Consider the following 15,082-nt stretch of genomic DNA (forward strand, 5'->3'; position numbering starts at 1 on the left):
TGCGGGGTTGGTTTTATTCGGCTTCGGCCGGTGCCTCGGCCGTTTCGGCCGGTGCCTCGGGGGTTTCTTCGGCGGGCGCCGCCGCTGCTTGTGCGACCGGAGCGGCGGGCTCCGGCTCGGCGGGCTTCTTCTCCTGCAGGGCGGCCAGCAAGCGAGCCATCTGCGAGGTCGGGGCGGCGAACAGGCCGGCCGCCTTGGCGAGGTTGCCCTTCATGGCGCCGGCCAGCTTGGCCAGCAGCACCTCGCGCGACTCCAGGTCGGCGATGCGCTCGACCTCGGCGACGGTCAGCGCGCGACCGTCCATGTAGCCGCCCTTGATGACCAGCGCCTTGTGGTCCTTGGCGAAGGTCTTGATGGCCTTGGCGGCGTCGACCGGCTCGCCGGTGACGAACGCGATGGCGGTCGGGCCGGCGAACAGCTCGTCGAGGCCTTCGACGCCCGCCTCGGACGCTGCCCGCTTGATCAGCGTGTTCTTGGCCACCGAGTAGGTGGCCGAGCCGCTCAGCGACCGGCGCAGCTCGGCCAGGTTGGCCACGGTCAACCCGCGGTACTCGGTGATCAGGGTCGCGGTCGCGTCCCTGAACTGCTCGGCGATGTCTGCAACGGCGGTGGCTTTGTCAGCCCTGGCCATGCGTACCTCCTGAAGTGAAAGCCATGCGACGTGTCGTCTGTGATCACCCGAAAAACGACGAAAGCCCCGGCGCAGGATGCGGTCGGGGCGTGAATGCGCGCCGGCGGTGCCGGCGCTGCTACCTCGTCCTCCTGCGTGGGCCGCCGGGATGCTCCCGGACCTTCAACCGATTGCTCGGTGACCGACGGTCTTCGGTGGATCGGAACCCAGGATAGCCTGACCCGTCCGCGTCAGCCAAAACGGCGGTCAGCGCGCGCCGGCCAGCCGCGCCGCGCCGACCAGGCCCGCCTCGCCGCCGAGTTCGGCGGGCGCCACCCGCAGACCGGCCAGGAAGTCCAGCCGGGCGTACTCGGCCAGCTTCTCCCGCAGGGGGTCGAAGAGCAGGCCACCGGAGTTGGCTACGCCTCCCCCGATGACGACGAGGTCCAGGTCGCAGACCGCGCCGACCGAGGCGATCATCGCCGCGAGCGCGGTGGCACCCCGGCGGAATGCCCGGCCCGCCAACGGATCCCCGGCCGCCGCGGCGGCGGCCAGGTCGCGGGCGCCGGCCGTGGGCGGGGCGGACCATCCGTTGGCCCGCGCCCAGCGCACCATGGACGGTCCGGAGGCGATCGCCTCGACGCAACCGCGCCCGCCGCATACGCAGGGCGGGCCGCCGTCCTCCACCACCACATGCCCGACGTGGCCGGCGTTGCCGGTCCGGCCGGTGTACGGAACGCCGCCGAGCACCAGCCCGCCGCCCACCCCGGTGGATACCACCATGCCCAGCAGGAAGTCCGCGCCGCGGCCCGCGCCGCGCCAGTGCTCGCCCAGCGCCATGCACAGGCCGTCGCCGCCGAGCCGCACGGGGACGCCCGGAACCGCGGCCGCCACCCGGTCGCGCAGCGGGAAGCGTTGCCAGCCTTTGATGTTGACGGGGCTGACGGTTCCGGCACGCAGGTCGATGGGGCCGGCCGACCCGATGCCCACGGCGGCGACCGCACCGTCGGCCACGCGCAGCGCGTCGGCGATCGTCGCGTCGACCGCGGCCCACACCTCCTCGGCCCCGCCGCCGGGTGTCGGCAGGATGACGGTGTGCACCAGCGCGCCGTCGGGATCGGCGAGGCCGGCGGCGACCTTGGTGCCGCCGATGTCCAGGCAGAGGGTGAGCATCGCGATCAGTGCCGGTGGGTGTTGTCGGGTTGGCGTGGGTCGCCGGGATGCTCGTAGCCGGGAGCGAGTCGCACCAGCGCCGCCCGCCGCGCGTCCAACCACACCCGGAAGGCTCGGCGCCGCGCGGCACCGAGCAGATGGGCGGCGATCGCCGACCGCACCTCGTCGAGCGGCGGGGCGGCCGGCGGCGGGACCCGCCAGCCGTGCGATCCGCGGCGCGGGTCGGCGAACCGCAGCGGGTTGCGGGCGTGGTAGGCGGCCACCTCCTCGTCGGGGACGCTCACCGCGGCGGTGACGTCGGCGAACAGCGCCCGCGCGTGCGGGTCGGCCAGGACGGCCGCCGCGACGCTGCCGATCTCCAGCCGGGCCGTCGCGTCGGGCAGCAGTTCCTGCTCGTCCGGCGCGCCCCGCCCGCTCAGGCCGCGGGCCGCGGCCTCGGCGGCTACCACCCGCTCGGTCACGATCAGCTGGGTTAACCAGCGCCGCAGTTGGCGTCCCTCGGCGGTACCGCGGGCCGGCAGGGCGGCCGCGCCCCGCCGGCCGCGCAGCCGCGTTTCGGCCGCGTCGACCTCGTCGACCGGGACCGCAACGCCGCCGACCGTCGCAACCACGCTCATGTCACCGTCACCTTGGCCGCCGGGGTGTACAGCAGCCGCCCGGCGCAGCCGACCCGGACCAGGGCCCACCATTGGCCAGGCTCCAGCCAGGCCGGCGGGGTCACCGAGAAACACAGCTCGGCGGATCCGCCGGCGGGCAGGTCCGCGCCCGCCGCGGCGGGGCCCAGCCACTCCCACGTGCCCCACGGGCTGATCAGGTGCGCCTCGAGCGCGAGGTCCGCCCCGGCGCGGCTCCCGACCGTGACGGTGAGCGCCGCCGCGGCCCCGGCGGCCACCGCGATGTCGGCCGGGCCCTCGGCGAGGTAGATCAGCTCGCCCTCGTCGGTCGCGCCGACCTCGAGGATGCACACGTCCTCGACCGTCTGGCGCCACGCGGCCGGGGCCTCGTCACCGGTGATGCGGAGCTGGGCCCGGACCGGGTAGCGGCCCGGGGTGGCGTGGGCGGGCACCGACACCGCCACGTCGGCCTCCCGGACGTCGCCGGCGCGCAACGTGAAGGGCAGCTCGTCGGGCTTGGCCGTCCAGCCGTCCGGGCACACCAGGGTGACCGTGCCGGTGAGGGTGGCATCGCTGCAGTCGCTGACCGCGGTGAGCCTTAGCACGGCCTCGCCGCCCGGTTGGGCGGGCACCCGCGCGGGGTGCAGATGCGCGACGGCCGGCAGCCCACCCAGCGGCGCCGGGCCCCGGTTGTGCAGCCAGTAGCGCGCGTACAACGGCTGGGCGGTTTCGGCGTCCTGGGCCAGCGCGACGGACGCCGCCCGCGCGTGCGGCGTGTCGAACCGGGCCAGCACGGTGGCCACCTGGTAGCCGTGCAGGTCGAGCGGGCGGCGGCCGGCGCGCGCCGTTTCGAGCAGGTCGGCCGGGCGCACGTCGGCGAGTTCGCCGACGTCCGAGCCGATGACGGCGGCGGCCCCCGCCCCCGTCGTCTCCACCAGGCGCAGCGCCACCATGTGCGGGTCGACCGGCCGGGCGCTGCCAGCCGTGAGCGGGTTGCCGGCCGCCTTCAGGGCGGCCAGCTGCACCCGGCCCGCGGGTTCGACACGCAGCAGGGACCCGGCCGCGGGCTGAGCGCCGTCTGCCCCGCCGGCGGTGACGGCGAGCAGCGGGTGGGCGAATTGCGCGCTGCGGCTGGGGATCTCGGCGCGGCGCCAGTCACCGTCGCCGCAGACCAGCGCGTAGTCGAAGGCGTGCGTCCAGTGCTGGAGTTGGAAGTTCGAGCCGTCCGGGGCGGTGCGGCGCGGCTCGTCGATCCAGGTCCCCGACGGCCAGCCGGTGCAGGAGCGCATCAGCGCGGTGTGCAGCATCCCCTCGGCGTCGACGGCGAAGCTGGGGACACCCCGGTTGAGCAGGGCGACGGTGCGGTCCTCGAAGTCGTCGGCGTCCGCCGGCGCCCGCTGGGTGACGACGAGTTCGGCATCGCCGAGGTCGTCGGCCGCCGCCGCGATCGCGGCGGCCAGGCTCTCCTCGTCGCGACCGGCGATCACCAGCACCGGCAGCGCCGCGGGCGCGCGCAGGTCGGCACCGGGCGCCCACGCCGCCGCCAACGGGGCGGCAGCCGGCACCCAGACCGCGGCCCGGCCCGTCGCCGCCAGCTGGCGGTCGAGCTCGTCGGCGTACGCCGCGTCCGCCTGCGCCAGCACCGCCCTGGTGAAGGCGTTGCGGGTCGGCCCACCCAGGGCGATCCGCACGTCGGGCAGGTTCGAATCGATGTCGAGGTCGCCGTAGCGGGACTTGTCCGCGCCGCTGCAGGTCGCCGTCACCCCGGCGCGCACCAGGGCGACCATCAGATCGCGCGCCAGCGGCCCCGACTCCGCCTCGCCGGGGGTGACCACCTCGGCCACCGAGATCGCCCGCACGCGCGGGCCCACCCGGACCCGCGCCGCAGAGGACAGGCCGAACCAGCCGTAGGCAGGGTTGTCCAGGGTCCAGAGGTGCTGCGCGGTGTCCACCGACCGCGCCCCGTCGTGCAACAGGGCGAAGCCCCGCCCCACTACGGCGTCGCCAACCTCGCTGACCGGCATGGCGCCGGGCACCGGGCAGGGCCAGCGCAGCCGCACCAGCTGGTCGGCGCCGGTGAACTCGTCGATGGTGGTGCGGCAGTCGACCCGCGTCACGCCGTGCCACAGGGTGAGGGTCTGGGTGTAGCGCAGCAGCGCGCCGATCCGGCCGGTGACGACGATCCGCTGCCCCAGCGGGCCGCGATAGGCCTGCGACCGGGCCGGCGACTCCGCGGAGCACACCACCGGCCCCCTCGGCAGCAGGTGCCACGGGCCCTCGCCCTGCGTCGGGTGCGACGGATACTCCTCGTAGACGGCCAGCTCATTGCCCACCCGGCCGTCGGCGATCAGCTCCCGACCGTCATAGACCAGCGACACCACTCCCCCGCCGCGCGCCGGGTCGACCTCGAGGCGGTAGCGCTCGTTGGCGATCGCGGCGCCGGGCACCGCCTCCCAGCCGGCCGGACCGCCGCCGGGGACGAGCCGGTAGGCCCGCCAGCCCAGCGACGGAACGTCGCGCGCCAGCCAGCTGACCGACCGGCCACCGTCCTCGACGTGTACGGGCAGCTCGCTGCCGTCGGTGTCCAGCACCCGAACCCCGGCCCCGAGTGGCGCGTCGAGCCGCGCGGTGACGACGTCGGTGCGCTGCTGGGCCAGCGGGTTCCACACCGCGACGTCCCCGCCGAGCGGGCGGGACAGCAGCGCCAGCGCGGCGTCGCGGGTCGCGCGGCCGAGCTCCCACGCGTCGCGCCACCCGGTCAGCAGGTCGAGGTAGACCTGGTCGGACTCCGACCCGGTGATGGCGTCGTGGTGCGCCCCGTAGGCCAGCTGCACCCAGGCCTTGGCCAGCGCGGCTTGCGGGTACTCGGCGCCCGCTGTCAGCCCGGCGAACACGGCGAACCGTTCGGCTTCCAGGACGGCGTTCTCCGCGGCCCGGTTCGCCTGCTTGGTGTCGATGTAGGACACGTCCTTGCCGGTGTAGATCGGGTTCATGTCGCGGGTCTGCGGTGACGGCGCGCGGCCGCGCTCGGCCAGCTCGGCGCGCACGGCCGCGAAGAACTCCCGCGGCAGCGCGCAGACGAAGCGCGGCCAGGCGTAGCGGCTGGCCCAGTCGCGGTGGATGGCGGTGACCCACTTGTTCGGCGGCGTGTAGTCGGTGCCGACGGGCAGCAGCACGTTGCGCGTCAGCGCGACCCGCTTGAGCCGACGGAACAGCGCGTAGGTGGCGTCCTGGGCCTCGGCGAGCGAGGCCGACTCGTCCATCCCCCAGCCCGCGCCGTAGTGCGCGGGCATGTAGTGGGTCAGCAGGCCGCGGCCCGACGGCGCGATCCACTCGAACTCGCTGCAGAACTGCATGCGGTCGACGTCATCGCCCGGGCCCCACTGGTGATGTGGCCCCCGGGCCCACGAGCTGGACGTCAGCCCGGCGTCGGCGGCCATCCCGGGGAATTGGGGGTCGTGGCCGAACACGTCGAGCTGCCAGGCGGTGGCCGGGTCGGCGCCCAGCACGTGACGCTGAAACCCTATGCCGTGCACCAGGTTTCGGATCGTCGTCTCCGGGCTGGTGAGGTTGGTGTTGGGTTCGTTGTAGGTGCCGCCCATCACCTCGACGCGGCCCTGCGCCAGGAAGCGGCGCAGGTCGGCGCGGTCCTCGGGGTGGGTGTCCCAATACGGCTTGAGGTAGTCGACTTCGGCCAGCACGAACTTGTACTCCGGTTCGCGGCGGGCCATCTCCAGGTGCGCGTGGACCAGTTGGAAGCTGTTCGTCTGCCGGCCCGGCGGGTCGGAAACCCACTCACTGGTGTAGGCGCCCTGGGTGTTCCACCAGACCGGGTCGTAGTGGAAGTGGCTGACCATGTACATGGTCCACCCGGGCTCGGCGACGACGAACTCGAACGGCTGCCGGGCGCCGCCGGCCAGCGCGTGCGCCGCCCGCCGCTGCCCGACGACCGGGCGGTCCACCCGGACGGGGACCTCGACCACCTCGTCGCCGGCTCCGGCCACCGCCTCCCCGCTCACGCCGTCCCCGTCGATGCGGATCGGAGTCGGCTCGGCCACGGCGGAGAGGGTCACCCGCGCCAGCTGCACCGGCGCGTCCGGCGGCCCGACGAACAGCTCGGTCGAATGGGCCGAAACCAGCTGCATCCCCGCACTTTACGGCCTTCCCGCGATCTACGATCGGCTAATGCCCGCCCTCGCCCCGCCGGTGTCCGACGAGCGCAGCGCCCTGCGCGAGTACCTGGCGTTTCACCAGAGCGCCTACTTCGCGGTCAGCCACGGCCTCACCGATGAACAGGCCCGGTGCGCCCCCTCCGTCAGCGCGCTGTCGATCGGCGGCCTGGTCAAGCACGCCACCGCCATGCAGCGCAGCTGGATGGGCCGGGTCGCCGCGGCGCCGGGCGCGCCGCCGAAGGACCCGCGACCGTTCGAGCAGATCGCGCAGGAATTCGCGGATCAGCACGTGATGCGGCCCGACGAGACGCTGGACGGGTTACTGCGGGCCTTCGAAGAACAGAACGCGGAGACGCTGGCGTTGGTGGAGACCGCGGACCTCGACGCCGCCGTGCCGGTGCCCAAGGACATCCCCTGGTTCCCGAAGAACCTGCAGGCCTGGTCGGTGCGCTGGGTGATATTGCACGTCATCAACGAGCTGGCCAGGCACGCCGGGCATGCCGACATCATCCGGGAATCCATCGACGGGGCCACCATGTACGAGCTGATCGCGGCGCTGGAGGGCTGGACGATCCAGGGCTGGGTGCAGCCCTGGACGCGACGCTGAGCCCCGGCCCGCACCGAACGTGCTCTGAGGGCGACAATCGGGCCGGCCGATTTTCCGGCGTGAATGCACGCTCGGCGCTCCCCGGTTTCCGGTGGTCGCGGTCACAGCGAATTGGGCCTGGACACCACCGATTTGGCAGACTACTTAAATGAGCTCTACCAAGCATCGAGACGTGGCCAGGCTCGATCGGGTGCCGCTGCCGATCGAGGCGGCCCGGGTAGCGGTCACCGGCTGGCAGGTCACCCGCACGGCAGCGCGCGTCATCACCAAGCTGCCGGGAAAGGGCCCGTGGCAGCAGAAGGTGATCAAGCAGCTCCCGCAGACCTTCGCCGACCTGGGCCCGACCTACGTGAAATTCGGGCAGATCATCGCCTCCAGCCCCGGGGCATTCGGCGAATCGCTGTCCCGCGAGTTCCGCGGGCTGCTGGACCGGGTGCCGCCCGCCGACACCGACGAGGTGCACCAGCTGCTGGCCGAGGAGCTCGGCGGCGACCCCGCGGAGCTGTTCGCCGAGTGGGAGGAGACGCCGTTCGCGTCGGCGTCCATCGCCCAGGTGCACTACGCGACGCTGCACACCGGGGAGCAGGTCGTCGTCAAGATCCAGCGCCCGGGCATCCGCCGCCGGGTCGCGGCCGACCTGCAAATCCTCAAGCGTTTCGCCCAGGCCGTCGAGCTGGCCAAGCTCGGTCGGCGGCTCTCGGCGCAGGACGTGGTCGCCGACTTCTCCGACAATCTGGCCGAGGAGCTGAACTTCCGCCTCGAGGCGCAGTCGATGGACGCGTGGGTCTCGCACCTGCACGCCTCGCCGCTGGGCCGCAACATCCGGGTGCCGCAGGTGCATTGGGACTTCACCTCCGAGCGGGTGCTGACGATGGAGCGGGTGCACGGCATCCGCATCGACGACGTCGCCGCCATCCGCAAGGCGGGTTTCGACGGGACCGAGCTGGTGAAGGCGCTGCTGTTCTCGCTCTTCGAGGGCGGGTTGCGGCACGGCCTGTTCCACGGCGACCTGCACGCGGGCAACCTCTACGTCGACGACGAGGGCCGCATCGTGTTCTTCGACTTCGGGATCATGGGCCGCATCGATCCCCGCACCCGCTGGCTGCTGCGCGAGCTGGTCTACGCCCTGTTGGTCAAGAAGGACCACGCCGCGGCGGGCAAGATCGTGGTGCTGATGGGCGCCGTCGGCACCATGAAGCCCGAGGCCCAAGCCGCCAAGGACCTGGAAAAATTCGCCACCCCGCTGACGATGCAGACGCTGGGCGACATGTCCTACGCCGACATCGGGCGCCAGCTGTCGGCCCTGGCCGACGCCTACGACGTCAAGCTGCCCCGCGAGCTGGTGCTGATCGGCAAGCAGTTCCTCTACGTCGAGCGGTACATGAAGCTGCTGGCACCGAAGTGGCAGATGATGTCCGACCCGCAGCTGACCGGCTACTTCGCGAACTTCATGGTCGAGGTCAGCCGCGAGCACCAAGCCGAAGAGGTCTGATGGAGGTCCGTACCGGGCACGCCACGTCGGGCGGCGAGGTGAAGCTGTACTACGAGGACATGGGCGACATCGACGACCCGCCCGTGCTGCTGATCATGGGGCTGGGCGCCCAGCTGGTGCTGTGGCGGACCGCGTTCTGCGAGCGGCTGGTCGGCCACGGGCTGCGCGTGATCCGGTACGACAACCGGGACGTCGGCCTGTCGAGTAAAACGCAGCACCGCGGCTCCGGCCAGCCGCTGGTGGCGCGGTTGGCCCGGTCCTGGCTGGGGCTGCCTAGCGACGCGCCCTACAAGCTCGAGGACATGGCCGACGACGCCGCGGCGGTGCTGGATCACCTTGGCATCGAGCACGCACACATCGTGGGTGCGTCGATGGGCGGCATGATCGCCCAGATCTTCGCCGCACGGTTCCGTGAGCGGACCAAGACACTCGGGGTCATCTTCTCCAGCAACAATTCGGCGTGCCTGCCGCCGCCGGGTCCCCGCCAGTTGCTGGCGCTCATCAAGGGTCCGGCGCCGAACTCGCCGCGCGACGTGATCGTGGACAACGCGATCCGGGTGAGCAAGATCATCGGCAGCCGGCGCTTCCTGGCGCCCGAGGAGCAGCTTCGGGCCGAGGCCATCGAAAGCTACGAACGCAGCTACTACCCGTGGGGCGTCGCCCGGCATTTCGACGCCGTGCTGGGCAGCGGCAGCCTGAAGCACTACAACAGGCGGATCGCCGCGCCGACGGTGGTGATCCACGGCCGGGCCGACAAGCTGATGCGGCCCTTCGGGGGCCGCGCGGTGGCCAGGGCCATCGACGGCGCTCGGTTGGTGTTGTTCGACGGGATGGGACATGATCTGCCACAGCAGTTGTGGGATCAGGTGATCGGCGTACTGACGAGCAACTTCGCCCGGGCGAGCTAAGCCAAAAGCACTCGAACGAAACGCTTCCCCCTACGATCTCAGTCCAAGTCGCGGGGTTGTACGGTTGTCAAAGGAGGTGGGTCCACAATGGCCAAGCTGAAGCCGTATTACGAAGAGTCGCAAGCAACCTACGACATTTCAGACGACTTCTTCGCGCTGTTCCTCGACCCCAACATGGTGTACACCTGCGCCTACTACAAGAACGACGACATGACGCTGGAAGAGGCGCAGCTCGCCAAGCTCGATCTGGGGCTGGACAAACTCAAGCTCGAGCCGGGGATGACGGTGCTCGACGTCGGTTGCGGTTGGGGTGGGGCCGTGGTCCGCGCGGTGCAGAAGTACGACGTCAACGTCATCGGTATCACGCTCAGCCGCAACCATTACGCCCGCACCAAGGAAAGGCTGGCCGCCATCCCAACCACGAGGCGGGCCGAGGCTCGGCTGCAGGGCTGGGAGGAATTCGACGAACGGGTCGACCGGATCATCAGCTTCGAGGCTTTCGACGCCTTCAAAAAGGAGCGCTGGCCGGCGTTCTGGGATTGGGCTTACAAGACGCTGCCCGATGACAGCCGGATGATGATGCACAGCATTTTCACCTATCCGCAGTCGTCCTGGAAGGAACGCGGCATTCAAATCACGATGTCGGATCTGCGTTTCTTCCATTTCCTGGGCAAGGAAATCTTTCCCGGCGGGCAGATGTGCGGCGAGACCGATATCGTCGACCTCGCGCAGGCCAGCGGTTTCTCGATCGAGCAAATCCAATATCTGCAACCGCATTACGCGCGGACGCTGGACACCTGGGCGGCCAATCTGGAGGCCAACCGCGAACAGGCCATCGCCATCCAGTCCGTCGAGGTCTACGACCGCTTCATGCGCTACCTGACCGGCTGCGCGGACCTGTTCCGCAAGGGCATCTCGAACGTGGCCCAGTACACGCTCACCAAGTAGCGCGCCGCCCGCGGAAACTCCGGCGCACCCGCGCGCAAATGCGCCGTTTTGAGTCCCCGGCGGGTACCGTCCCCGATTGGGCCGCCACCTCTGTCGTGCCCGCCCCTGGGGAGGCCAGATGTCTGACAACCCGGCCGGCGCCGAGCGTACTTCCCCCGCGAGGGCGAGGTACCTGACCGGCTGCGCCAGGGCTTTCCGCGTGGGCAACATCGACTGCAACCAATCCACGCTGGAAAAGTAGAGTTGGGTATGGTTGCACGTCACACACAAGGCGAGTGCGCAGCGAATTCGCAGTGAACTCCATCCAGGAGAACGAGACTAAAATGGCTGATCAACCGGCTAGCCCGACGAAGATTCGGACGGCTCCCGAGGACATCCAGGCGCACTACGACGTCTCCGACGACTTTTTCGCCCTGTTCCAGGACCCGACGCGGACCTACAGCTGCGCCTACTTCGCCCGCGAGGACATGACGCTGGAAGAGGCGCAGTACGCGAAGATCGACCTGAACCTGGACCAACTGGACCTCAAGCCGGGCATGACCCTGCTGGACATCGGCTGCGGTTGGGGCACCACGATGAAGCGCGCCGTCGAGCGGTTCGACGTCAACGTCATCGGTCTGACGCTCTCCAAGAACCAGCACGCCCGTTGCGAGCAGGTGCTGGCTTCGATCGACAGCGACCGTTCGCGCGAGGTCCGGTTGCAGAACTGGGAGGACTTCACCGAGCCCGTGGACCGCATCGTGTCGATCGAGGCCTTCGAGCACTTCGGACACGAGAACTACGACGACTTCTTCAAGCGGACGTTCGACATCATGCCCGAAGACGGCCGGATGACCGTGCAGAGCAGCGTCAGCTACCACCCCTTCGAGATGGCCGCCCGCGGCAAGAAGCTGACCTTCGAGACGGCGCGCTTCATCAAGTTCATCATCACCGAGATCTTCCCGGGCGGGCGGCTGCCGTCCACCCAGATGATGGTCGACCACGGTGAGAAGGCGGGCTTCATTGTGCCCGAACCACTTTCGCTGCGGCCCCACTACATCAAGACGCTGCACATCTGGGGCGATGCGCTCGAGTCCAACCGCGAGAAGGCCATCGACGTCACCTCCGAAGAGGTGTACAACCGCTACATGAAGTACCTGCGCGGCTGCGAACACTACTTCACCGACGAGATGCTCGACGTCAGCCTGGTGACCTACCTCAAGCCCGGAGCCGTCGGCTGATTTTTTTCCGACGCTGTCGGATCAGGGCTGCGTCGTTCGTCGGATAGGTAGAGAGTGGAGCACGGGGCTTCGCTCGCTATCTGGAGGTGACGAGACATGCAGTACTTCGCCTTGTTGATCAGCAGGGAACAGGACCGCGCGCCCGAAAGCCCGGACGCGATGGCCGCCTGGGGGAAGTTTCACGCCAAGGCCGGCCCCGCGATCAAGTCCGGGGACGCCCTGGCGCCCGCCGGCGCCGCGGCGGTCATCACCGGCGGCCCCGACGCGCCGGTGGTCACCGACGGCCCCTTCGCCGAGTCTGCCGAGGTGGCCTGCGGGTTCTACCTGTTCGAAGCGGAAAACCTCGACGAGGCGCTGGCGTTGGCGCGCGACGTCCCGCTCGCCACGTTCGGCGCGGTCGAGGTCTGGCCCACAGTGCACTCCGTCGAGCTGTCCCGCGGGCTCACCGGGAACGACTGGCTCGCGCTGCTGCTGGAGCCGGCCGAATCCGCGCACACGCCGGGCACACCGGAGTGGGAGGCGGTGGCGGCAAAGCACGCCGACCTGCAGGCGGTCGCGGGCGATCACATCATCGGCGGCGCCGCGTTGCACGATCGGTCCACGGCAACCACCGTGCGGGTGCGCGACGGCGAGGTCCTGATCACCGACGGGCCCTATGTGGAAGGCGCCGAAATCGCCACCGGGATCTACCTGTTGAGTGCCGCTGACCGCGACGAGGCCGTCAAGCTGGCGTCGATGATCCCGGCCACGACGGTGCAGGTGCGGCAGCTGGCTGGGCTCTCGGGGCTCTGAGCGTCGCCGGTGTCCGACCTGGACGGCGTCTTTCGTCGGGAATGGGGGCCCGCCGTCGCCGCGCTCGCGCGGTGGTCCGGCGACCTCACCATCGCGGAGGACGCCGTCCAGGAAGCCTGCGCCGAGGCGCTTGAAAGCTGGGGCCGCGACGGCCTGCCGGACAATCCCGGCGGATGGCTGGTGACCGTCGCCCGCAACCGGGCGCGCGATCGCCTGCGCCGCGAAACCGTCCGTCCCGGAAAGGAATTGGCGGCCGTGAAGAATCACGTCGACGAAATACGGGCGCGCACCGATCACACCGACCCGTCCCCGGTGCGCGACGACGAACTGCGGATGATGTTCACCTGCGCGCACCCCGCCCTGGACCGCCCGTCGCAACTGGCGCTCACCCTGCGGCTGGTGTCGGGTTTGACGGTCGCCGAGATCGCCCGGGCGCTGCTGCAAAGCGACGCGGCGATCGGCCAACGGATCACGCGCGCTAAGAGCAAGATTCGGCACGCCAACATCCCGCTGCGGGTGCCGCCCGCCGAGCTGCTGCCCGAACGCACGCCGCACGTACTGGGTTGCGTGTACTCGGTGTTCACCGAGGGGTACTGGTCGACGGCCGGCCCGTCGGCGATCCGCGACGAACTGTGCGACGAAGGGATCCGGCTGGCCGGCGAGCTGTGCGGGCTGATGCCGCAGGAGCCCGAGGCCCACGCGCTGGCCGCGCTGATGCTGCTGCACGATTCGCGACGAGCCACCCGGGTCGACGACACCGGCATGCTGGTGCCGCTCGAGGAGCAGGACCGCCGCCGGTGGGACCGCGGCCGCATCGCCCGGGGGCTCGATCGGCTCCGGCTGGCGGAAGGGTCGGCGGGCCCCTACCTGCCGCAGGCGGTGATCGCCGCGCTGCACGCGACGGCGCCATCCTGGGAGCAGACGGACTGGGTCACCATATGCGCGGCGTACGACCGGTTGGTGCGGCTGACCAATTCGCCGGTCGTGCGCGCCAACCGCGCCCTGGCGGTCGGCATCCGCGACGGCCCCGACGCCGGCCTGGCCGCCCTGGACGAGGTGGCACACGACGCCCGGTTGAGCCGCTCCAACCTGCTCGCGACGGTGCGCGCCGACCTGCTCCGGCGCGCGGGCAGGCCGGCCGACGCCGTCGTCTGGTACCGAGAAGCGTTGGCGGTCAACGGTTCGGAACCGGGCCGCGAGTTTCTGCGGCGCCGCATCGCCGAGTGCGGCGGGTAGCCACCAACGCCGAGCAGACGCAGAATCGCATCGCCAGTGCGGCATTTGTGCGATTCTGCGTCTGCTCGCGCAGAGAAATCAGGCCTCGGCGAAGTTCCGGGTGACGGACGGGTCCACCGGGATCCCCGGGCCCGTGGTCGTCGACACCGTGATCTTCTTCAGGTAACGGCCCTTGGAGGCGGACGGCTTGAGCCGCAGCACCTCGTCGAGGGCGGCGCCGTAGTTCTCCGCGAGGGCCTTCTCGTCGAAGGACGCCTTGCCGATGACGAAGTGCAGGTTGGCCTGCTTGTCGATGCGGAAGTTGATCTTGCCGCCCTTGATGTCGGCCACGGCCTTGGCGACGTCCGGGGTGACGGTGCCCGTCTTGGGGTTGGGCATCAGGCCGCGCGGGCCCAGGACGCGGGCGATGCGCCCGACCTTGGCCATCTGGTCGGGCGTCGCGATCGCGGCGTCGAAGTCCAGGAAGCCGCCCTGGATCTTCTCGATCAGGTCGTCGCTGCCGACGATATCGGCGCCGGCGGCCTGTGCCTGCTCGGCCTTGTCGCCGACCGCGAACACCGCGACGCGGGCGGTCTTACCGGTGCCGTGCGGCAGGTTGACCGTGCCGCGGACCATCTGGTCGGCCTTGCGGGGGTCGACGCCGAGGCGGATCGCCACCTCGACCGTCGCGTCCTGCTTGGCCGACGCGGTCTCCTTGGCGAGCTTGGCCGCCTCCAGCGGGCTGTAGAGGTTGTTGCGGTCCACCTTCTCGGCGGCGGCGCGATATGCCTTGCTGGTCTTGCTCATTGATTCATCCAATCTCGTGGTTGGTTGTGGTTGACGGGCCGAAGCTGGCCCTCCCACGGGCAGAGTCGTACTGCTATTCGACGGTGATGCCCATCGACCGGGCGGTGCCGGCGATGATCTTGGCGGCCGCGTCGATGTCGTTGGCGTTGAGGTCGGTCTTCTTGGTCTCGGCGATCTCGCGCACCTGGTCCCAGGTGACCTTGGCGACCTTGGTCTTGTGCGGCTCGGCCGAGCCCTTGCCCACGCCCGCGGCCTTGAGCAGCAGCTTCGCGGCGGGCGGCGTCTTCAGCGCGAACGTGAAGCTGCGGTCCTCGTAGACCGTGATCTCCACCGGGATGACCTGGCCGCGCTGGTTCTCCGTGGCGGCGTTGTAGGCCTTGCAGAACTCCATGATGTTGACGCCGTGCTGGCCGAGCGCGGGTCCGACCGGCGGCGCAGGGTTGGCCTGCCCCGCCACGATCTGCAGCTTGATCAGCCCGGCGACTTTCTTCTTCGGGGCCATGAGGTGTTGGTGTTCCTTCCTA

14 protein-coding genes are annotated in these 15,082 nt (G+C 70.6%); 8 read left to right on the forward strand and 6 right to left on the reverse strand.

Features of this window, described 5'->3' with window-relative positions; translation table 11 throughout:
- Window positions 1-13: 13 nt before the first annotated feature.
- The 4 genes from rplJ to A5695_RS22090 form a co-directional block, all read right to left on the reverse strand.
- On the reverse strand, window positions 14-631 hold the full coding sequence (gene rplJ / locus A5695_RS22075) for a 50S ribosomal protein L10 (RefSeq protein WP_068087238.1): 618 nt from the start codon (window positions 629-631) through the stop codon (window positions 14-16).
- Between the two features lie 246 nt (window positions 632-877).
- On the reverse strand, window positions 878-1,783 hold the full coding sequence (locus tag A5695_RS22080) for an ROK family protein (protein WP_068087241.1): 906 nt from the start codon (window positions 1,781-1,783) through the stop codon (window positions 878-880).
- Window positions 1,784-1,788: 5 nt separating this feature from the next.
- The gene (locus A5695_RS22085; RefSeq protein ID WP_068087244.1) at window positions 1,789-2,400 is read right to left on the reverse strand and encodes a malonyl CoA-ACP transacylase; all 612 of its coding nucleotides are present in this window, start codon (window positions 2,398-2,400) and stop codon (window positions 1,789-1,791) included.
- Window positions 2,397-6,542, reverse strand: coding sequence for an NEW3 domain-containing protein (locus A5695_RS22090; protein WP_068087247.1), 4,146 nt, complete (start codon window positions 6,540-6,542; stop codon window positions 2,397-2,399). Before A5695_RS22090 ends, A5695_RS22085 begins: the two co-directional genes overlap by 4 nt.
- 61 nt (window positions 6,543-6,603) lie before the next feature.
- Here A5695_RS22090 and A5695_RS22095 point away from each other — a divergent pair, with 61 nt between their 5' ends.
- The 8 genes from A5695_RS22095 to A5695_RS22125 all read left to right on the forward strand — a co-directional run bounded on the left by A5695_RS22095 (window position 6,604) and on the right by A5695_RS22125 (window position 13,772).
- Window positions 6,604-7,176: a DinB family protein gene (locus A5695_RS22095; protein ID WP_068087372.1), complete on the forward strand. Its 573-nt coding sequence runs from the start codon at window positions 6,604-6,606 to the stop codon at window positions 7,174-7,176.
- Window positions 7,177-7,324: 148 nt separating this feature from the next.
- Window positions 7,325-8,668, forward strand: coding sequence for an AarF/ABC1/UbiB kinase family protein (locus tag A5695_RS22100; protein WP_068087251.1), 1,344 nt, complete (start codon window positions 7,325-7,327; stop codon window positions 8,666-8,668).
- The gene (locus A5695_RS22105) at window positions 8,668-9,576 is read left to right on the forward strand and encodes an alpha/beta fold hydrolase (protein WP_068087254.1); all 909 of its coding nucleotides are present in this window, start codon (window positions 8,668-8,670) and stop codon (window positions 9,574-9,576) included. Before A5695_RS22100 ends, A5695_RS22105 begins: the two co-directional genes overlap by 1 nt.
- 87 nt (window positions 9,577-9,663) lie before the next feature.
- Entirely contained in the window at window positions 9,664-10,524 is an 861-nt protein-coding gene (locus A5695_RS22110; protein ID WP_068087257.1) for a cyclopropane mycolic acid synthase family methyltransferase, read from the forward strand.
- Between the two features lie 118 nt (window positions 10,525-10,642).
- Window positions 10,643-10,765: a class I SAM-dependent methyltransferase gene (locus A5695_RS29850; protein ID WP_231974941.1), complete on the forward strand. Its 123-nt coding sequence runs from the start codon at window positions 10,643-10,645 to the stop codon at window positions 10,763-10,765.
- Between the two features lie 82 nt (window positions 10,766-10,847).
- Window positions 10,848-11,744: a hydroxymycolate synthase MmaA4 gene (gene mmaA4 / locus A5695_RS22115; protein ID WP_068087375.1), complete on the forward strand. Its 897-nt coding sequence runs from the start codon at window positions 10,848-10,850 to the stop codon at window positions 11,742-11,744.
- 96 nt (window positions 11,745-11,840) lie between these two features.
- Window positions 11,841-12,536: a YciI family protein gene (locus tag A5695_RS22120; RefSeq protein ID WP_068087260.1), complete on the forward strand. Its 696-nt coding sequence runs from the start codon at window positions 11,841-11,843 to the stop codon at window positions 12,534-12,536.
- Between the two features lie 9 nt (window positions 12,537-12,545).
- Complete coding sequence (locus tag A5695_RS22125; protein ID WP_068087263.1) at window positions 12,546-13,772, forward strand: RNA polymerase sigma factor; 1,227 nt, start codon at window positions 12,546-12,548, stop codon at window positions 13,770-13,772.
- 78 nt (window positions 13,773-13,850) lie between these two features.
- On the opposite strand, the gene rplA is transcribed toward A5695_RS22125, so the two are convergent.
- Window positions 13,851-14,558 (reverse strand): 50S ribosomal protein L1, encoded by a 708-nt coding sequence (rplA, locus tag A5695_RS22130; protein WP_068087266.1) that lies wholly within the window; start codon window positions 14,556-14,558, stop codon window positions 13,851-13,853.
- A gap of 73 nt (window positions 14,559-14,631) precedes the next feature.
- Window positions 14,632-15,060 carry a 50S ribosomal protein L11 gene (rplK, locus tag A5695_RS22135; protein WP_068087268.1) on the reverse strand — a complete coding sequence of 143 codons (429 nt, stop codon included), beginning with the start codon at window positions 15,058-15,060 and terminating at the stop codon, window positions 14,632-14,634.
- Window positions 15,061-15,082 lie beyond the last annotated feature (22 nt).

This window comes from Mycobacterium sp. E1747 (genome assembly GCF_001667775.1).
Classification (GTDB): Bacteria; Actinomycetota; Actinomycetes; order Mycobacteriales; family Mycobacteriaceae; genus Mycobacterium.